This is a genomic window from Pectobacterium peruviense, assembly GCF_002847345.1.
Taxonomy (GTDB): domain Bacteria; phylum Pseudomonadota; class Gammaproteobacteria; order Enterobacterales; family Enterobacteriaceae; genus Pectobacterium; species Pectobacterium peruviense.
In genome coordinates, this window is sequence record NZ_LXFV01000002.1 from 66,328 (window position 1) to 87,026 (window position 20,699).

A 20,699-nucleotide genomic window follows, 5' to 3' on the forward strand; every position below is an offset into this window, starting at 1 on the left:
ATCGACGTCCTATCAGTCAACTTACAATCCATAACGGTATGCCATTAGGAGCCACCACCATGCAAATGATTAAAACCCGCGCCGCCATCGCCTGGGGTCCAAACCAACCTCTGTCGGTTGAAGAAGTGGATCTAATGCCACCTCAGAAAGGTGAAGTACTGGTACGCATCGTCGCCACTGGCGTATGCCACACGGATGCCTATACGCTGTCAGGTAAAGATCCTGAGGGTGTATTCCCAGCAATTCTCGGCCATGAAGGCGGCGGGATTGTGGAAGCGATTGGCGAAGGCGTGACCAGCGTTGCCGTTGGCGACCACGTCATTCCGCTTTACACCCCGGAATGTGGCGAATGTAAATTCTGTCGATCCGGCAAAACAAACCTGTGTCAGGCTATTCGCTCCACGCAGGGAAAAGGCTTGATGCCAGACGGCACCACCCGTTTCTCTAAAAATGGTCAGCCGATTTTCCACTACATGGGAACCTCCACCTTCGCCGAGCACACTGTCGTGCCTGAAATTTCACTGGCGAAAGTGAATAAAGAAGCGCCACTGGAAGAAGTCTGCCTACTGGGTTGTGGCGTCACCACCGGTATGGGTGCCGTGCTGAATACCGCAAAAGTTAAAGCAGGCGATACGGTTGCTATTTTTGGCCTCGGCGGCATTGGCTTGTCGGCGATTATCGGCGCGCAAATGGCTGGTGCAGGTCGCATCATTGGTATCGATCTCAACACCAGCAAATTCGATCTGGCACGTAAACTGGGTGCCACCGATCTGCTTAACCCGAAAGATTACGATAAGCCTATTCAGGACGTCATTGTTGAATTGACCGATGGCGGCGTGGACTTCTCCTTCGAGTGTATCGGTAACGTTAACGTCATGCGTTCCGCACTAGAGTGTTGCCATAAAGGCTGGGGTGAATCCATCATCATCGGTGTGGCAGGTGCAGGCGAAGAAATCGCAACACGTCCATTCCAACTGGTAACCGGTCGCGTATGGCGCGGTTCTGCTTTCGGCGGCGTGAAAGGCCGTAGCGAACTGCCGGGCATTGTCGATCGTTACCTGAAAGGCGAATTCCCGCTGAATGACTTCATCACCCACACCATGGGGCTGGACGACATCAACACCGCATTCGATTTAATGCACGAAGGCAAATCGATTCGCTCTGTGATTCATTTCGGTTAATTGAGCCACTGTCAGGAATAAAAAGGAGGCTGTACAGCGATGAACTCATCACTGGAACTGCTGGAAGAACACCGTATGTTTGGCGGCTGGCAACAGCGCTATCGCCATGTGTCAGAAACGCTGAACACCGCCATGACGTTCAGCATTTATCTGCCACCGACACAGGATGACACCCCACCGCCCGTGCTTTACTGGCTGTCTGGGTTAACCTGTAACGACGAAAACTTTACGACGAAAGCAGGCGCACAGCGCGTTGCCTCCGAGCTGGGTCTGGTTCTGGTGATGCCGGACACCAGCCCACGCGGCGATGGCATCGCGGATGATGCTGGGTACGATCTGGGACAGGGGGCGGGATTCTATGTGAATGCCACTCAGGCTCCTTGGGCGGCACACTATCGGATGTATGACTACATCAGCACGGAATTGCCAGCGCTGATCCAGCAGCATTTTAACGTGAATAACCGCCAGTCCATCAGTGGACATTCGATGGGCGGCCACGGTGCGCTGATGCTGGCGCTACGTAACCCAGAGCAATTCTTGTCTGCATCGGCGTTCGCACCGATCGTTAACCCAAGCCAGGTTCCGTGGGGGCGTAAGGCGCTGACCGCTTACCTCGGCGAGGATGAAACACAGTGGTTGCAGTATGACAGTTGCCATTTGCTGGCAAATAGTCAGAAGAAACTGCCAATATTGGTCGATCAGGGCGATTGCGATCAGTTTCTCCCCGACCAGTTACAACCCGCAAAACTGGAAGAATTGGCAAGCCAGTATGCGTGGCCGCTGACACTACGGACACAGTCCGGCTATGATCACAGCTATTTCTTCATCGCCAGTTTCATCGAAGATCACCTGCGCTTCCACGCTCAGTATTTGTTTGAAGAAGCGTTGTCCGCACGATAGTTGTTCGAATTATGGTGCTATGCTTATCTCGTTGAGAACAGCGCTCAGGTACGCCCTGAGCGCTGTTTCTCTTTCCTGTTAGAACGCAGTCGCATTAAAATATTCGATTACACACCTGCCCCGCCCCCATTACCGGAACCAAGACAAACAAAAAGGAGCAACGGATGATACACGTTCATCACCTCGAGAAATCCCGTTCAACTCGCGCGACCTGGCTGTTGGAAGAGCTAGGCGTTGACTATGAAATCATTCGTTACGCGCGTGACCCCAAAACGTTTAGCGCTCCAGCATCACTCAAGCAGATTCACCCGCTAGGGAAATCGCCAGTGATTACCGATGGCGAATTGACCATTGCCGAATCCGGAGCCATTGTGGAATACCTGATTGAGACTTATGGCAATGGCAGGTTTCGCCCACAGAGCGGGCAAGCGCTGCTGGATTATCGCTTTTGGCTGCATTTTGCTGAAGGTTCGTTCATGCCGTTGCTGGTGATGCGTCTGGTATTGGCGAAAACAGAATCCGCACCGATGCCGTTTTTCATCCGCCCGATAGCACGCAAAATTGTGCAAAGCATTGAACATGCCTTTATTGTGCCGCGATTGACTATTCAGCTTCAGTTCATCGAACAGCATCTGAGTCAACAAGATTGGTTTGCAGGAGAGTCATTAAGCGGTGCCGATATCCAAATGGCCGTGCCGCTGATTTTGGCGAAAACGCGTCTCGATTTCAGCCGCTACCCACACATTCAGCAATACATTGAGCGGATAGAAAGCCAGCCCGCATTTCAACGAGCGCTTGCTCAGGATTAATAGTGCGATCGGGATGTCCCCTTATCGACAACGAACAACAGGCCACCTGATAAGCGACAGAGCAGAAATTCTGTGAGCGTTTACTGATTATTCATGATCTAATAAAGATATGCTGCTATCTAACACAGATATATTTCGAGCTATACCCCAAATAACTCGAGTTGCAGGATCAAGCGTTAGCATTTTGAACAACGCAAAACGTTGGCCCTTTAGGGCGAGGCCCACGACGGGCCGAGTATTTGAACGCAGCCAACGCACATGCAGCTTGAAGTATTACGGGTATATAACACGATATGGCTAGAAGGCTCGAAAGGTGGTATATCGTCAGGATGCGGTATTGATACGTTGGGAGTGATTAATTTTGCAGAGAAAACGAGTTTCATCAACAGAGTTGTTTTCAGTCGGATACGATGCAGAAAAGAGTCAGTTAGAAGTCGAGTTACTGAACGGAAGCATCTATCTGTACAACGGTGTAGCACGCATGATTTATGAAGAGCTGATGGCAAGCAAAACGAAGTACCGTTACTACGCCAGCTATATCAAAAATTCATTCCCCTACGAGAAAACACAGTAGTTTTTAAAGATAAAGAATAGTCTTTAAGGGCGGAGAATTCTCTCCGCCTCTTCCCTACGAGTTATTCCCTGCTCGACTCAACGGTGTTAAACGCTGCCAGCAAGACGTCTTCATTTAGCGCCAGTGGCAGATAATGAATGGATTCCCCCGCTTGCAAAGTACGAGCAATCACGGCCTGAAGCGCAGCGCGGTCGTGAATATCCACATCCAACTCAGCCAGCGATGTAGGTAAACCAAACACCTTAAACGCCGCTTTCAACTGGTGCAATGTTTCGCTATCGCCCAACAAGGCGCTTTGCACCAGAATGCCATAAGCCACTTTGGTACCATGCAGAAAGCGTTCGGTTTGCGGCAACACCGTTAAACCGTTATGAACCGCATGCGCCGCCGCCACGCGAGTGTATCGCTCACCCAACCCGCCGACCATGCCGCCCCCGGCAATGATCGCATCCACCACATCCAGAAAATCCTGCGTCAACTCGCCACGTTTGACGGCTTCTAACGCGGACGCACTTTGTTGCAACAAGACATTGCGGATATCCAGTGCAGTCTGTAAGCCCAGACGCACAGAAAGAGGCAGCGTTTCAGGCTGGGGGCTGAGAACCACAGCCTCATACCACTTCGCCAGCGTATCACCGACCCCTGCCAGTAGGTATTCCACCGGGGCCGCCAGCATAACCCGCGGCTCTACCAACACCAGATGGTTGGCATCGGTGAAAATTTCAAAGCGCAGTGCTTGTCCAGCATCGTTATACCAGACAGACAGCGGCGTCCAGGCTGCACAGGTTGCCGCAATAGTCGGAATGGCCACCAGCGGCACGCCGATATGACGCGCAGCGACCTTCGCGGTATCCAGCACGGCCCCACCGCCGACCCCAATGACGACCTGACATTCATCGCCCGCTTGCGCCACCAGTTTTGCGACTTCTCCCTCACTGCAATGCGCACTAAACTGAACGCGTCGGGCTGAAGGTGCCTCGAATTCGGTTGGTAAATAGGGCCGAGCCGCGGCGATCGCCCGCTCACCGTAAATCCACAGCGCGTTTTTCAGCACCTCTGGCGGGTAAAACTCCAGCAACTTATCGATAGCGCCGGGGAAGGAAAAATAGTTGGCAGGGCCAACCTGTACGCGAACTGTCGTTGTGTGCATGTTTGAATATTCCTCGCCGCCTTTCATCTTGAGCACGGCTCTTATCTTATGTTTGCCTGGTAGTTGAATCTGTTGCGTTACCGTGTTGATAATCCCATCTTATTCACTTGCCTGCGGCTGATTAAGAACTTTTTTATTTAATTTATGCCTTTTCGTTCATAGCCTACGACTCTCAAACACGTGAAGCTGTATTAAATTCTCTGGGATGTATGCTACCTTTCTTTTCCGTTATTTCATGACCTTGACCGCCAAGAGCATCACCGACCATGACCGCTACCTCCCAAAGCCGACTGGAAATGCACAACATTTCCATCTCCTTTTCTGGTTTCCACGCCCTCAAGCAGGTTAATTTCACACTGGAAGGTGGTTCGATTCATGCTCTGACTGGCGCAAACGGCGCAGGTAAATCCACGCTGATGACGATCCTGTCGGGTGCTTACGATCACTATCAGGGCGATATTCTGATTAATGGCAAGCAGGTCGATGTCCATTCGCCACGCGATGCCAAGCGGTACGGCATTCATCTGGTGCAACAGGAAGTCGATGTCGCGCTGGTTCCCACGCTGTCCGTGGCGGAAAACATTATGTTGGATACGCTGGCGCAGGATGGACATCTACTGAGTTGGCCGCAGATATACCGTCAAGCACAGGCACTGCTTGACCAGCTCGGCGTTCACCTTAATGTTCGGCAACGTCTGGATACCTGCTCGTTAGCTGAGAAACAGCAAATCCTGCTCGCCCGCGCACTATCCCACGAGTGTCGCTTCCTGATTTTAGATGAACCCACCGCCCCGCTGGATCAGGCTGAAAGCGCGCGTCTCTTTCAAGTGGTTCGTCGCTTACAGGCCGATGGCATCGGGATCGTGTTTATTTCCCACCGTATTCATGAACTGAGTGAAATCTGCGATACGTTGACCGTTTTACGTGACGGCGAGTTTGTCAGCAGCGGCGCGATGCAGGGGCTAAGCGGCGAAGAGATTGTAGAGAGAATGCTGGGGCATCGGCTTGACGATATCTTCCCACCACGCCGTACCGCACCTTCAGAAGAGACGCTGCTTCAGGTCACCGGTTTACACGACGAGACGCTGCTGCACAATATCTCGCTCACGCTACGCAAAGGGGAAATTCTGGGCATTGCCGGGCTGGCCGGTGCGGGTAAAACCGAGTTGTGCAAAGCGCTGTTCGGCGCAGAACCTTGCCAGATCGCGCAGGGAGAATATCGCGGCAAACCCTGGCAACCGCATTCGCCTCACCAATCCGTCGAGCAAGGTCTGGCGCTAGTGCCTGAAGAGCGGCGCAAGGAAGGCATTTTTATTGATGAATCTGTCACCATGAATCTCAGCATCACCGCCACCGACAGCTTTTCCCGTTGGAGTGTATTCAGCCGTGGCAAGGCATTGCGCTGGGCGAAACAGATTGTTGAGCGGCTTGCCGTTCGCACCACCGGCCCAGCGCAAAAGCTCGCACGTCTGTCGGGTGGGAATCAACAAAAAGTGGCCATCGGCAAGTGGCTACGCAGTGAAGCACATGTTCTGATTTTTGATGAACCCACCAAAGGCGTCGATATCAAGGCCAAGCAGGATCTGTTCACGCTGATTGACGGCCTCGCCCGACAAGGCAAAGGCATCATCTATGCGTCGGGCGAGTTCTCCGAACTTGTCGGGCTTTGCGATCGCATCTGCGTGCTATGGGATGGCCGGATTGTCGCAGAGCTGAACGCTGCTGAGATTGACGAAGAAACCCTACTTTTATATTCAACTGGAGGAACTCCCGCGTGAGTCACCCACTTTCATCTAACGGGGCGATCCCCTTCCGTCACCACGTTTTCGAGTTTCTCTATAAGTGGGGCATGCTGATTACCGTCGTCGCGCTGATTGCACTCTTTGGACTCGCGTCGGAAAATTTTCTCGACCCCTATAACATCATCAATATTTTGCGCTCTATCGCCATCGTCACGGTGATTGCGATTGGCGTCTCCATTTCACTGTCCGTAGGCGGATTTGACCTTTCCGTAGGATCAACAGCCTCGTTGGCCAATGCACTGGTTATTTCCCTTTTTGTCTGGCATGGATTCGGCACCACCGGCGCAATTGTCCTGACGCTCCTGCTGTGTACGCTGGTCGGGCTATTCAACGCTTTTCTCATCGTCGTGCTGAAGATTCCTGACATGCTCGCAACGCTCGCCAGTCTGTTCGTTATTCAGGGCGTGGCGATGACGTACAGCTATGGCGGTTCCATCACGCAAAACATGGTGTTGCCCAGCGGCGAAATGGCGGAAGGTGTTATTCCTGAGTTCTTTGCCACATTGGGCCAGGTGCCAGTGATTGTTGTCATCATGCTGGCGGTAACGGTGCTGGTGCAGCTGTATCTGTCACTTACCAAGCACGGCCGCCGGATGTATGCCATCGGTGGCAACCCGGAAGCCGCTCGACTGGCGGGCATTCGCACCGCGCGTTATCGAGTACAGGCGTATGTATTCTCTTCCTTACTCGCGGCGCTGGGTGGCATCTTACTCGCATCACGCATTGGCTCCTCACAGGTCAATGCTGGGGGCGGCTATTTAATGGATGCCGTTGCCGCAGCCTACATCGGTTTCTCGCTAGCGGGATCCGGAAAACCAAACGCACTGGGTACACTGCTCGGTGCCGTCATTCTTGGCGTATTGCAGAATGGCCTGGTGATGCTCTCCGTGCCTTATTACGCCATGGATATCATAAAAGGTCTGGTTCTGGCGCTCGCCCTAGCAATGACGTATATCCAGAAACGCTGACACGTCTCACTTCCGCCCCATTCATCCGAATTCGGGGCGGATTCCCCCCCATCCACGCCGTCCCTGATTAAATCGTTTTGTGCCACCAATAACTATCACTGCATTCGCTCTATTATTTCCTGACGTTATTATTAATAAATAAATACTCCCTCACACAACAAAGAGATGAATCGGAATAATCACAAATGAGAATACGTTGGCTTTGCATATGACCTGAAACACTTTTATTCACGGTAGATATAGTGAGAATGACGCAGACCATCGATAGTGAAAGGCTCAACCTGATGAAACGTTCAATTTTAGTAATGAATTAAAATTGATGAATATCATACTTTCGCTGCCGGGCAATATTCCCCTATACCCGGCGAAATCAAATTACACCTTATTATTTATGTCCGTTCTGCTGAACATACTCATCAATATTTTCAACCGTCTTTTCCATCAACAATTGCAGCGATGAGGCGGACGTCCAGGAGATATGCGGAGTAATCAGAAGATTAGGCAGGGTTTTCGCCGCGACCATCAGCGGATTGTCTTTTTCCGGCGGCTCCTGCGTCAGGCAGTCTAGCGCTGCGCCAGCAATACCACGCTGGTGCAATGCAGCTGCCAGCGCGTTCTCGTCAATCAGCCCGCCTCTAGCGGTGTTAATAATAAACGCGGTTGGCTTACACAACGCGAGCGTCTCTGAATTAATCAAATGCTGCGTGCTCGCATTTAGCGGGCAGTTGAGCGAAATCACATCCGCCAGCCGCAGAACCTCCTCAAACGGCAGATATCCAGCACGACACTGTGATACCCCTCGGTGTTCGGCAAAAATCACCTTCATCCCCAGCGCCTGAGCCAGACGCGCAACTTCCCGTCCAATCGTACCTGCACCGATGATGCCCAGCGTAGCGCCTGCGATATCCTTGACCGGATGATCAAAGTAAGAAAATTGCGACTGGCTGGCCCAGCGATCGCCCAACTGATCGCGATACCATGCCATAAGGCTGTGCTTCAACGCGAACATCATGGCAATAACGTGCTCGGACACAGCTTGCGTCGAGTAGCCCGGTACGTTTTTGACCGTGATCCCCAGTTCTTTAGCCGCCGCAAGATCGATATTGTCGGTTCCTGTTGCCGTCACGGCAATCAACTTCAGCGCAGGCAGCGCGGCTAAGGTCTCTCGCGTTAATAGCGTTTTATTTGTGATGATAACGTGGGTGTCTTTTGCTCGGGCGATAACTTGATCGGGTGAAGTATAGCTATATTCAATCCATTCATGGCGACATTGTGGACGCCTAAAACTTGTCTTTTTCAGGAAAATGGTTTCAGGCAGTGAGCCCTTATCCAAAAAGGTAATTTTTAACATCATCGCGCCCTGGTTGCTATTCATACACTGATCTCCGATTGCAGATATCAAGGGTTCCGCAGTCGGCAATCACGACAGGTATTCTCATACAAAAATAATGCATTAAATTCTCTGTATGACACAAGACAACGAACGTATTAATAACGTTACACTTCCTGCCTCATCGGAAATCCATCACTCCGTAACCTGAAGCGTAGTCAGCATTAAAGCAATTAACAATACCTAATATAATGAATTTCATTCATCGACATTGTTATCGTCAATATTCAGAAATATCACAAAAAATAAATCGAGTCGTATCGATATATATTGATGGATATAAGGTCAGGGTGCTTAGAAAGAGGTAGTGTAGAACAGAGACTCGGTAAAACGCGTCATAGACAGTTGGTTTTGTCGATGTATTACGGAGTTTATTGCAGGAATATCAGCCCTAACAAACAATGCCGGCCAACTGGCCGGCAAGGAAGAACTGACAGGTTTAACCGTGTTTCAACTTAGAACGATGCCGTCATAGACGCATAGAATGTCCTTCCTGGGACATAATAATTATTACCACTCGTTGCGTTACCTGACGGGCTTGCTGACACTGGGTCTTTATCAAACAAGTTATCCACTCCAGCGTTAAATTTCAGGTTCTTAGTCGCACGGTACTGGCCGGACAAACCATAAATGAAGTAGGAATTACGGATTCTGGCAGTCGCTGTCGAGCTACGCGACGCCTGATCCGCAGCGCTGTTAAGCCCCAGCATTTTACCGTAATAATGCGCAGATAACGCAAAACTCAACTTCTCATCAACCGCCCAATCCAGAGAGGAATACGTGGTCAATTTAGGTGTTGTCACCAGCATCACACCTTTGCCGTCTTCCGCTTTAATCATGCGCGTAAAACTATTGCGCAGCGTTAATTTGTTCAGCCAAGGGCTTACAGGTTCGCTAACCAGAGGAATATCCAGATTCCCTTCAATACCCTGAGTACGAGCAGAATCGAGGTTAACACGCTCTAACCAATAGCGTCCGGAGGTGTCACCCGCGATATAACCAACAGGTGCAGTAGCTAGCTTGTTCTTAAAACGGCTATCAAAGAACGTCAGCCCAGCATTCCAATTGTTATAATCAAATAATGCGCCAATTTCCCAGTTCTCTGATGTTTCTGGTTGCAGATTGTCGTTCCCCGTGGTGTAGCATCCACCGCCCGTATAATCCGCATACCCATTACAACCTGCGCCTTGCGACGTTTCAATGAAGCCTAAGCTCGCTTGACGAATTGACGGTGCCTTGAAGCCTTCTGAATAGCCCCCTTTCAACGTGAGATGATCCGTGGCTTGATAGACCAGGTAGGATCTAGGGGTAGTCTGACTACCGTACTTAGTATCGTCGTAACGCAACCCCAATGTCAGAGACAGGTCATCCATCAGATCGATCTGATCTTCAACAAATGCCCCTTTACTGATGGCACGGCCAGAATGTGAACCGTAAGTTGACGTTCCTGCTGTCGAACCCAGGGAGCGAGGATTATACATTTCCTCCTTCATCCACTGCCCACCAAATGTGATGTTCTGGGTGAAAAGCAGCTCAAAAGGAATGCTGATACTTCCTTCAAAAATCTGGTCTTTATTCCACAAATTAGTATCTTGCGAGCCAATGGTTACGTTGTTCGAGACGATAGGCACATTGCTGGCAAAGTTTTCGTATTTGTTCTGATACGCGGAGAATTTCGCACTGCCAAAATCAAACAGCCCGCGATAATCAAAAGAATAGTTTTCACGTTCCAATTCGCTGATACCACGCAAATTCACAACATTCCCCGATGCCGTCGTGCCCTGAATCCCTTGTTCCTTACCTTTAATCGCACCGACGCTGATTTGATGGTTGTCATTAATGTCCCATGTCAGTTCAGCGCCATAGTTATAGCGTTTTTTTCCTTCAAGGCCAGAGCCAAAACGCAGGGCGGAGGTATCAGTATGATCGGCGTTTCTCTTATTCCATGAGCCATTTAATCGCATGGAAAAACCATTGCCCAGCGGCCCACCAAGCGTCGCGGTGTAGCTAGTGGTATCACCACGATTCGATTCTTCCGGCTGGCGGGTGCCTACCGTCAAGGAACCGTTCCAATCTTGGGTATTCTTTTTGGTGATGATATTCACCACCCCACCCATAGCATCGGAGCCATAAAGAGAGGACATCGGGCCACGGACGATTTCAATACGTTCAATGGATTCAACGGGGATCCAGTTAATATCGTCAAAATAGTTTTGCTGAGTCGTTTTGACGCCATTACTTGAACCAACACGTTTTCCATCAACCAATAGCAATGTATAAGCAGCTGGCATACCCCTTATCTGGATGCCAGAACTGACATCGGTGCCAATTCCTTTTGATATCCCTGCAACTTGGTCAAGCACGTCTGCCAGATCGGTGGCGGACTTGCCGATGTCACGCTGTAAGTCTTCAGCGGTAATGACAGAGATACTTGCTGGGGCATCTTTCAAACTCTGCTGAATTGCTGAAGCCGTCACGACCATCGTATCGTCCTGTGCGGCGATAGCGGGTGTCGTTGCCATGGTAACCAGCGCCAATGCCACCGATTTTCTTATATTTATTGCCATGCGTCTGTGTCCTCAAAACGAATAATTTACATTGAGTTTTTTTGTTTAACACATTGTAATGAGCAAATAATAATTGTAAATGAAAATTAAAATCATTTACATGCGCAATAAAAATCAAAACCACGTAGTTATTTATTCATTAAAAACAAATAATTAAATTAAAAAAACAATTATTAAATCGAGTTAATGAAAAATAACCCGACAAATCAAGGTGAATAAATTTGATTTAAATCAACACATCAACATGAAGGGAAGCGTGAAGCGCGAGGATGAAACAGAAAAAAAGTAATAAAAAAGGCGACGCCCATCAGGGAGTCGCCCGTTACTGCATTCTTACGATCTAATCTTTATGATCCGGGAACGTCATATCCTGATATTTTATGAAACCCGTTCCACGATACAGCTTATAGCCGAACCAAATCAGAAAGAACAAAGGAATGCCGATATACGTCGCCGTGACGCCATACCAGTCGATGTTGTCTTGCAGAAACGCCTGATAATTCTGCCCCAGCGTAATAATCAGGCAGAGCACAAACGCAAAGATCGGACCAAGCGGGAAGAAACGCGATAAATAAGGCAAGCGGTTCAGATCGTGGCCTTGCATTACATAGCCGCGACGGAAACGGTAATGGCTGATCGCAATCCCCAGCCAGGCAATAAAGCCGGTCATACCCGAGGTATTCAGCAGCCACAGATAAACCGTTTGGTTACCGTACAGAGAAGACAGGAAGCATAACGCCGCCACCACGGTTGTTGCATACAGCGCATTACGCGGTACGCCCCCTTTTGACAGCTTAGCGAAAATACGCGGCGCTTTACCTTCCGATGCCAGCGTAAACAACATACGCGTCGAGGCGTACATCCCGGAGTTACCCGCCGACAGCACCGCCGTAAGGATGACCGCATTCATGACTGCAGCGGCAGACAGCAGACCTGCATTCTCAAACACCAGCGTGAACGGACTCACCGTAATGTCTTTTACATCATTACGCAGCAGGTTCGGGTCGGTATAGGGAATGATTAAGCTGATAATCAGGATCGCGAAGATGTAAAACAACAGGATGCGCCAGAAAACCTGACGAATCGCGCGGGGTATGTTTTTACCCGGATCCTGAGACTCGCCTGCAGCCACGCCGATCAGTTCGGTTCCCTGAAAAGAGAAACCGACGATCATCGCGACCCCAATCATCGCGGAAAAGCCCCCAGCAAACGGTGCATCGCCGATCTGCCAGTTGTGGAATCCGGCATTTTCCGCGCCGCTCAGGATGCCCGTAATCATCATCACGCCAACGGCAATGAAAATAATGACTGTCGTCACTTTAACCAGTGAGAACCAGTACTCGGCTTCACCAAACCCTTTCACGGAAATGTAGTTAAGCAGGAACATCAGCGCCAGGAACAGGGCACTCCAGATCCAGCCGGCGACGTCGGGGAACCAATATCCCATCACCAGCTGCGCGGCAACCAGATCGACCGCAATGGTCACCGCCCAGTTGTACCAATAGTTCCAGCCCAGTGCGAAGCCGAAACCTTCTTCAACATAGCGGGAACCGTAGGTAGAAAATGAGCCGGAAACCGGCATGAACGCAGCCAGTTCGCCCAGACTGGTCATCAGGAAGTAAACCATCAGCCCAATCAGGGCATAAGACAGGAGTGCGCCACCAGGACCCGCTTGTGAAACCGTCGCACCAGAAGCGACAAATAACCCGGTTCCTATCGATCCGCCAATGGCGATCATCGTTAAATGCCGCGCTTTTAGTTCACGGCGCAGGGTCGGTGCGCCCTGTGTAGGTTGTTGAATATCGTGCTGAGCCATTGTTATCCTGCGTGCTCGTGCTAAAAATCGAGGCGGGATTGTAGCAAATAGCGTTGCACTGGATAGTTAAGATCGTCGAGTTATAAGAGAGGTTAATAACTCGCGCCCGATTATTAGCAGCAGAAAATATTTTTACTATGGCGTTTCACAGCAATAACTCAGGAAACGCTGCAGCACATTTGAAAGATGTTTCTGGCGGTGGTGTACCAGATACAGCGTCCGAGTAAGTTTAGGCAACGGCACCTTCAGTTCCACCAGCGCGCCTGACGCTAGCTGTTCAGCAATCACATGCCGCGACAGGCAACTGATACCAATCCCGTGGCGAACCGCATGTTTAATCGCCTCCGAATTACCTAACTCCATCACCAGATGAAAATGCGACAGGTGCGTCAGCAGCAGATGATCCAGCACTTCGCGCGTGCCTGAACCGCGTTCACGCAGGATCCAGTGCGCATCCGCCAGCGCCGCTAATGATACCGTCCCTCGACTGAACGGATGCTCGGGAGAACAAAATACCACCAATTCATCTTCCAGCCAGGGCTGCGTAATCAAATCAGGGTGATGGCAAGGCCCTTCGATCAACCCCAAGTCGACACTGAATTCAGACACGCGGGTGATCACATCTTTCGTATTACCGACATGGAGTTCCAGCGGAATTTCAGGGTAGTCATGGCGATAGCGGGCAATCATCGCGGGCAATAGATAGTTGCCGATAGTGCTGCTGGCATAAATACGCAGTGCACCATTATCACGCCGGAAAAGCTGCTCAATTTCTATCGACTGTTCAAGCAATGCCAGCGCCTTGGGATACAGCAGACGGCCATGCTCATTAACAACCAAACGTTTACCCACGCGGTCGAAAAGCTGAACACCCAACTGCCCTTCTAAATCCGCCAGAGCGGCGCTGACTGCCGATTGGGAAAGTGAAAGCACAACGGAGGCCTGTGTCGTTGAACCACTTTTCAGGACTTCGGCAAAGACTTCCAGTTGACGTAACGTGATATGCATAGTGCGCTCTTTATCTGAAATACTTATAGGTTATAAATATATAATCAATTTCTCTTTTAATCTCATGGATTATAAGCTGGCTTCTCAATTCGGTACGGTCAGAATAGGCACCAAACCCATGGCTCTTCCTGCGACATTACAAGCGATAGCACCCCACAATGGAGCAAAAGCGCGATTACCTGGCCTGTTGTTAGTAAGTTTAATAACTTTTTCACTTCTCTGGCTGGCAAATATTCCGAAAATCGCCCACTGGGGACCCGGCTCACTGACATTAGCGATCCTGATCGGGATCGTGCTGGGGAATAGCGTTTATCCGCGAATTCATCCTCTGTGCGATCCCGGCGTACAGTGGGCTAAGCAGCATTTACTCCGCTGGGGCATCATACTTTATGGGTTTCGGCTCAGCTTTCAGCAAGTTGCTGCCGTTGGCTTTACCGGTATCGCCGTCGATCTTACCGTCGTCACACTGACGTTTTTGTTCGCCTGTTGGATTGGCAAGCGCTGGTTGAAGCTCGACAATGAGACGGTGATTCTCATTGGTGCTGGCAGCAGCATCTGCGGTGCGGCGGCGATAATGGCAACAGCACCTGTTGTCAAAGCCTCTGGCAATACCATTGCTGTCGCGGTTTCCACCGTGGTGATCTTCGGTACGACGGCCATGTTTTTGTATCCGTGGATCTATCAGCTCAATCTCGAACATCACTGGATTGAGGTCACACCGCAGATCGTCGGCCTGTATTTTGGCTCAACGATACATGAAGTTGCTCAGGTCGTTGCCGCTGGACATGCCGTCGATGGCGCGACGGAAAACATCGCCGTTATTAGCAAAATGCTGCGCGTAATGATGCTGGCCCCTTTCCTTCTCATACTCGGATTCTTTCTGAAAAAAACGACGCAAAAAACTGATACGGAAGACACTGTTCCACTGATGTTCCCGTGGTTTGCCGTAGGATTCATTGCCGTCGCCGCTTTCAATTCTTTCCCGCTACTTTCTCCGACACTCGTCACCCAGTTAGTTCAACTTGATAATGTGCTACTGACGATGGCGATGGTTGCACTCGGCCTGACTACCCGATTCAGTGCCATCCGTCAGGCAGGAGCAAAACCTCTGCTGCTGGCACTTATTCTATTTATCTGGCTGGTGATCGGTGGCGCGGGAATCAACCTGTTCTTCGAGCATTTATTCAGCTAACGATAAATTATTTATCCATTAACGTCTCATTAACCCATATGGCGGTGCCATAATGTCTTCGTTATCGAGGAGACCAACATGAAATACATCGGAGCGCACGTTAGCGCAGCAGGCGGTGTCGATCAGGCCGTGATTCGCGCGCATGAGATAAAGGCGACCGCTTTCGCTTTATTTACCAAGAATCAGCGTCAATGGCAGGCTGCTGCACTCAGTGCAGAGGTCATTGACCGTTTTAAAGCCGCGTGTGAACAGTACGCCTATACGTCGGCACAGATTCTGCCCCACGACAGCTATTTGATTAATCTGGGTCATCCGGACGGCGAAGCGCTAGAGAAATCTCGCATCGCGTTTATTGATGAAATGTTCCGCTGCCAGCAGCTTGGGCTGAGCCTGCTGAACTTTCACCCCGGTAGCCACCTGAAACAGATCGAGGAAGCGGACTGTCTGGCACGTATTGCCGAATCCATTAACATCGCACTGGCGGAAACAACTGGCGTTACCGCAGTGATTGAAAATACGGCCGGACAAGGCAGCAACCTGGGTTTTCGCTTTGAACATCTGGCGGCCATCATTGATGGCGTGGAAGATAAAAGCCGTGTTGGCGTCTGTATAGATACCTGCCACGCTTTCGCTGGCGGTTACGATCTGCGAACAGAAGCGGATTGTGAAGCAACCTTTGCTGAGTTCGATCGCATTGTTGGGTTCCGCTATCTACGCGGAATGCATTTGAATGATGCGAAAAGCGCGTTCGGCAGCCGGGTTGACCGACACCACAGCCTAGGAGAAGGCAACATCGGCAAAACCGCTTTCAGCTACATTATGAAAGATCCACGCTTTAACGGTATACCGATGATTCTGGAAACGGTCAATCCCGACATCTGGGCCGACGAAATCGCCTGGCTCAAATCCGAAGCCCTATGCTAATTAGTTTTTATCCCAAGCGCAGGTGTGTTTTTAACGTTACTAGTAGAGTGTGCTGGACGGGGATAATGGGTAGATCGTAAAGACGCTGTGAATACATCCTTGTACGCTCGGATTGCGCAGATATGAATCTCATCCCTGATGATTCACCCTACCGGGCCGTCGCAAGCGACGTTCAAAAGCGTTCCTGACGCTTTTGTCCATGGCGCAAACGCTTTACTCTTCTATCCCATTCCCCCGTTTCAGTTCCTCGGATCGCTTTTCTTGCGTCTGGGGTAGAGCCCATAAAAAAAGCGCCAATTGGTGAATACCAACTGGCGCTATCTCATCCACATCCTTGTGGTATGGCATTACGCTTTCTTCAATTTGTAGGCATGACGGTTAACTTTCCCGCCCCGCCTGCATCGTGAAATTTATAACGATAATCAGACTTACGCGGCTTTCGCCAGTTGTTCATCAGAGCGCTTCAGCAAGGCGTACAGCACGCCAGCTACCGCCGTTCCCGCAATGATCGCTAACAGATAGCCGATGACCGGGGTAATCGCACCAGGAATCAACAGTACGAACAGACCACCGTGTGGTGCCATTAACTTAGCGCCCACAGCCATAGACAGTGCACCGGTCAGTGCCCCACCAATGATACAGCAAGGCAGAACGCGCATTGGATCACGCGCGGCGTAAGGAATCGCCCCTTCGGAAATAAAGCACAGGCCCAGCACAAATGCTGCTTTGCCCCCTTCACGCTCGGTCGGGTTAAATTTCTTGCTTGCCAGCACGGTTGCCAGACCCATCGCCAACGGTGGCACCATACCCGCAGCCATGACGGCGGCCATCGGTGCGTAAATCTGGCTACTGAGCAAGGTCGTGCCGAATACGTAGGCAACTTTGTTAACTGGTCCGCCCATATCCGTACACATCATCGCGCCCAGAATCGCCCCCAGAATCACCGCATTCGCCGTGCCCATGGATTGCAGCCAACCTGTCAGGCCAGTCAGGATTTTCGCAACCGGCGTACCGACGACGTAAATCATGATAAGACCAGTGATCAACGTAGCAACTAGCGGAATGATCAAGATCGGTTTTAGCGCAGTCAAACTTTGCGGCAGAATCAGTTTATTGTTGATCGCTCTGGCAATATAACCTGCCAGGAAACCAGCGATAATCCCGCCAAGGAAGCCCGCCCCTGTACTTACCGCCAACATCCCGCCAACCAGACCCGGCGTTAAACCCGGACGATCCGCAATGGAGAAAGCGATATAGCCCGCGAGCACCGGCACCATTAGCGCAAAGGCAGAACCACCGCCGATCTTCATCAGCGCAGCAGCCAGAGTACCTTCCTGTTTAAAGGCTTCAATACCAAAGACAAACGACAGTGCGATACACAAACCACCCGCTACCACCATCGGCAGCATGTAAGACACGCCGGTCAACAGGTGACGATATGGGCCTGCTCCGCCTTTCTGACCAGACTCGCTCGTGCTTGCCGCGCTGGATTGTCCAGATGGCTGATACACTTTGGCCTCAGCCTGCGCCTTGTCTAACTCCTGCGCCGTCTTCTTCAATGCCAGCCCAGTCGAGGTGCGATACATCTTCTTACCAGCAAACTTCGCCAGATCGACTTCAATATCCGCAGCGACGATCACCAGATCGGCCTGTTCCACTTCTTCTGGAGTAATCGCATTGCCCGCGCCAACGGAGCCACGTGTTTCAACCTTAACCCACCAGCCGCGTTTTTTTGCTTCGCTTTCAATCGCTTCTGCTGCCATAAACGTGTGCGCGACGCCAGTCGGGCACGCCGTTATCGCCACAATGCGCTTGGCAGCCGCGGGTTGCTGAACGGAAGCTGACGCGACAGCTTGGTACGCTGTTGCTTCAGCCTGCGCTTTCGCTAAAAAGGCTTCCGGCTGTGAAGCAGCCAGTTCGATATCACCGACATAAACCTGCTTGCCATTCAGTGCGCTGTCCGCCGCGGCGGATGCACCCAGAACGATCGCCAGTTCAGCGTCGTTAGCGTGTTCTGTAAACGTCACCCCTGCTTTCGCAGCGGCAGCGCCGAGTAGGTTCTTCACCAGTTGGCTTCTCGCCAGGCCCAGTGATTTATCCAAAATCAGCAGCGTTTTCATTGTTTGTCTCCTGCTGTATCAGTTAAAGGGTTTCAGGTCGACACGCGCCATCATTGCGGCCAACTGAGGACGATCGGTAATACCTACATTACTTTGGCTGACGGCCAGAGCCGAAACCGCCGTAGCCAAACGCAGAGTGTGCTCACTGGACTCACGCATTAATAAGCCATAAATCAACCCCCCAACCATGGAGTCGCCCGCCCCTACCGTACTTACCACATCACAGGCCGGTGGTTTTGCCAGCCACGCGCCAGATGCATTCACCCACAGTGCGCCTTCCGCGCCCAGTGAGATCACAACGTGCGCGATACCCTGTTCACGCAGTGCGTGAGCGGCATCCACCACATCAGCCAGCGTAGGTAATTTACGCCCAGCCCATATTTCCAGCTCCCGGCGGTTTGGTTTCACCAACCAAGGAGAGGCCTTCAGTCCCGCCACCAGCGCTTCACGGCTGCTGTCGAAAATAATGCAAGGACACTGCGTGCGCAGACGAGACATCCAGTCGGTAAATGCATCAGGATCGACGCCAGCAGGCAAACTGCCGCTCACCGCGACCATGTCGAACTGCCCGAGCCAGCTCAGCGAATCATTGACGAAGCGCTGCCAATCTTGCTGTGTCACTTCAAAACCGGAAAAGTTGAAGTCAGTTACGTCACCATCTTTTTCCGTTAATTTGACATTAATACGCGTACGTCCTGGCACAACCTGGAAACGGTTGGCAATGCCCAGCTCGCTGAACAATTGCTGAAAACCATCCTGATTGTCTTTACCCAGAAAGCCACCTACCGTGACATCAATCCCGAGATCTTTCAGCACCTTGGCAACGTTGATACCTTTACCTGCGGCGTGCAGACCCGCTGTCTGAACCAGATTGACTTCGCCTTTCTCAACTTCCGGGCAATAGCCAACCAGATCGTAAGCTGGATTCAGGGTGATTGTGGCTACTCTCCTGCTCATGCTGCCCCCTCGCCCAAACCGGACGTAATCGCGTCGCCAATAGCGGCAAGTGCTTGCTCCGCATCGCTACCGCTGGCGGTGAAACGCAGTTTGTGGCCTTTTTTCACGCCCAGCGCGACGACTTTCATCAGGCTGCGGCCATTTGCCGGTTTGCCTGTGCCATCCAGATTGGTCACCGTAATCTCACTGGTGAACTGTTTAACCACGTTCACCAGCATGGTGCCCGGACGAGCGTGCAGACCGTGTTCGTTACGAATGGTAAATTCTGCCGTCAGCACTTCGCTTTCTTCCGGTACGTCACTGGTCAAAAGCGCCAGCAGCGTCGGAGCATCAGCTGTCAGCAGGCGTTCCGCTTTTTGCGTAATCAGCAAGTTGCTCAGGTAATCGATAGGCGCAAAAGCCTGATCGTCAGCCGCCGCGACCGTCACCAACAAGGCCACGTTTTCACCGTCAACGCTGAAAGGCGCAGCCGGACGTGCCACCGCAGCCGCGCTGCTGAGGTTACCGACGGCGCTATCGCTGAACCACACACCTTGTCCCAGATTCAGCGGTTTATTGCTGACGGTCGTGCTGACAAAGCTGGCATCAGCCGCACCGACCTGCTGAAGACGACCGGCGTTCAGCGCCTGAAGTGTCAGCAGATTATCGGTCGCCACATCCAGCGCAATCAACGAGGTGTCAAAACGGAATTCAGCCAATTGCTGTTCGCCCATCAGCAAGCTACGCAGCTCTTCTGCTGAGCTAGTGCTTGCCAGACGAGCCGCTACGCGATCGTCGCTCAAAACGTGAGTCAGCTGACGCAGCAAAGCCAAGTGCTCGTCAGAGCGAGCGGCAATACCTAGCACCACATAAGCGGTTTGATCTTCTCCCCAGGCGATACCCTGAGGAAACTGAAATACTTGAACACCGGTCTTCAATACCAGATCGCGGGTATCGGTTGTGCCGTGAGGGATAGCAATGCCGCTTCCCAAATAGGTAGATGTTTGCTGTTCGCGCTGTAGCATGCCGTCGACATACCCTGCGTTAACGCACCCGGCATCGGTCAGTGCTGAAGCAACAAGCTGGATAGCTTCCTGCTTATTACTGGCCGCTGCGCCCAAATGAATATCTTGCTGTGACAACTGGAACATGGCTCTCCTCTCTTGCTGAATGTTGAATCGTTTCAGCTTTTATGAGAAAAAATGTGTCGATTATTAGGGCGTTTCAAAAAAAATCCCGCTGAAACGTTTCAAAAGTCTCATTCTATTACGTCATTTATGCAAGCTTTCTACACTGCTGACGTAACAGAATTTTGACATAACGCACATTTTAACGTGGATAGCACACTGCCCGCCAACAAAA

16 protein-coding genes are annotated in these 20,699 nt (G+C 51.2%); 8 read left to right on the top strand and 8 right to left on the bottom strand.

Translation table 11 applies throughout. The features are described from left to right. Positions 1-59 precede the first annotated feature (59 nt). From A0G03_RS03000 to A0G03_RS03015, 4 genes are all read left to right on the top strand, one after another. On the top strand, positions 60-1,181 hold the full coding sequence (locus A0G03_RS03000; RefSeq protein WP_048260689.1) for an S-(hydroxymethyl)glutathione dehydrogenase/class III alcohol dehydrogenase: 1,122 nt from the start codon (positions 60-62) through the stop codon (positions 1,179-1,181). Between the two features lie 39 nt (positions 1,182-1,220). Next, positions 1,221-2,081, top strand: a complete 861-nt coding sequence (gene fghA, locus A0G03_RS03005) for an S-formylglutathione hydrolase (protein ID WP_048260691.1) — start codon at positions 1,221-1,223, stop codon at positions 2,079-2,081. Positions 2,082-2,245: 164 nt separating this feature from the next. Next, positions 2,246-2,890: a glutathione S-transferase family protein gene (locus A0G03_RS03010; RefSeq protein WP_048260692.1), complete on the top strand. Its 645-nt coding sequence runs from the start codon at positions 2,246-2,248 to the stop codon at positions 2,888-2,890. Positions 2,891-3,251: 361 nt separating this feature from the next. After that, positions 3,252-3,464: a KTSC domain-containing protein gene (locus A0G03_RS03015; protein ID WP_048260694.1), complete on the top strand. Its 213-nt coding sequence runs from the start codon at positions 3,252-3,254 to the stop codon at positions 3,462-3,464. A 61-nt stretch (positions 3,465-3,525) separates the two neighbouring features. Here the strand turns inward: A0G03_RS03015 and A0G03_RS03020 are convergent, their stop codons facing one another. Then, the gene (locus A0G03_RS03020; RefSeq protein WP_048261134.1) at positions 3,526-4,614 is read right to left on the bottom strand and encodes an oxidoreductase; all 1,089 of its coding nucleotides are present in this window, start codon (positions 4,612-4,614) and stop codon (positions 3,526-3,528) included. 266 nt (positions 4,615-4,880) lie between these two features. On the opposite strand from A0G03_RS03020, the gene A0G03_RS03025 reads away from it, so the two are divergent. Together A0G03_RS03025 and A0G03_RS03030 are read left to right on the top strand one after the other, a co-directional pair. Further along, a complete protein-coding gene (locus A0G03_RS03025) occupies positions 4,881-6,392 on the top strand; it encodes a sugar ABC transporter ATP-binding protein (RefSeq protein WP_048260696.1) in 1,512 nt (503 codons plus the stop codon). A gap of 71 nt (positions 6,393-6,463) precedes the next feature. After that, positions 6,464-7,384, top strand: a complete 921-nt coding sequence (locus tag A0G03_RS03030) for an ABC transporter permease (RefSeq protein ID WP_207193806.1) — start codon at positions 6,464-6,466, stop codon at positions 7,382-7,384. 385 nt (positions 7,385-7,769) lie between these two features. On the opposite strand, the gene A0G03_RS03035 is transcribed toward A0G03_RS03030, so the two are convergent. The 4 genes from A0G03_RS03035 to yieE form a co-directional block, all read right to left on the bottom strand. Continuing rightward, positions 7,770-8,759 carry a 2-hydroxyacid dehydrogenase gene (locus tag A0G03_RS03035; protein WP_048260697.1) on the bottom strand — a complete coding sequence of 330 codons (990 nt, stop codon included), beginning with the start codon at positions 8,757-8,759 and terminating at the stop codon, positions 7,770-7,772. A gap of 470 nt (positions 8,760-9,229) precedes the next feature. Beyond that, entirely contained in the window at positions 9,230-11,341 is a 2,112-nt protein-coding gene (locus tag A0G03_RS03040; protein ID WP_048260698.1) for a TonB-dependent receptor domain-containing protein, read from the bottom strand. Positions 11,342-11,681: 340 nt separating this feature from the next. Beyond that, complete coding sequence (locus A0G03_RS03045) at positions 11,682-13,157, bottom strand: amino acid permease (protein WP_048260700.1); 1,476 nt, start codon at positions 13,155-13,157, stop codon at positions 11,682-11,684. A gap of 135 nt (positions 13,158-13,292) precedes the next feature. Continuing rightward, positions 13,293-14,165: a DNA-binding transcriptional regulator YeiE gene (gene yieE, locus A0G03_RS03050; RefSeq protein ID WP_048260703.1), complete on the bottom strand. Its 873-nt coding sequence runs from the start codon at positions 14,163-14,165 to the stop codon at positions 13,293-13,295. A 118-nt stretch (positions 14,166-14,283) separates the two neighbouring features. Between yieE and A0G03_RS03055 the strand changes: the two genes are divergently transcribed. Further along, the gene (locus A0G03_RS03055; protein ID WP_048261137.1) at positions 14,284-15,357 is read left to right on the top strand and encodes a YeiH family protein; all 1,074 of its coding nucleotides are present in this window, start codon (positions 14,284-14,286) and stop codon (positions 15,355-15,357) included. 78 nt (positions 15,358-15,435) lie between these two features. Next, the gene (nfo, locus tag A0G03_RS03060) at positions 15,436-16,281 is read left to right on the top strand and encodes a deoxyribonuclease IV (protein ID WP_048260704.1); all 846 of its coding nucleotides are present in this window, start codon (positions 15,436-15,438) and stop codon (positions 16,279-16,281) included. A gap of 428 nt (positions 16,282-16,709) precedes the next feature. Here the strand turns inward: nfo and fruA are convergent, their stop codons facing one another. From fruA to fruB, 3 genes are read right to left on the bottom strand one after another with little or no spacing between them, the layout of a single operon-like run. Continuing rightward, a complete protein-coding gene (gene fruA / locus A0G03_RS03065) occupies positions 16,710-18,401 on the bottom strand; it encodes a PTS fructose transporter subunit IIBC (RefSeq protein WP_048260706.1) in 1,692 nt (563 codons plus the stop codon). 18 nt (positions 18,402-18,419) lie between these two features. Next, positions 18,420-19,358, bottom strand: coding sequence for a 1-phosphofructokinase (gene fruK, locus A0G03_RS03070; RefSeq protein WP_005967280.1), 939 nt, complete (start codon positions 19,356-19,358; stop codon positions 18,420-18,422). Then, positions 19,355-20,488, bottom strand: a complete 1,134-nt coding sequence (gene fruB, locus A0G03_RS03075; protein ID WP_048260708.1) for a fused PTS fructose transporter subunit IIA/HPr protein — start codon at positions 20,486-20,488, stop codon at positions 19,355-19,357. The genes fruK and fruB overlap by 4 nt, the downstream gene beginning before the upstream one ends. Positions 20,489-20,699 lie beyond the last annotated feature (211 nt).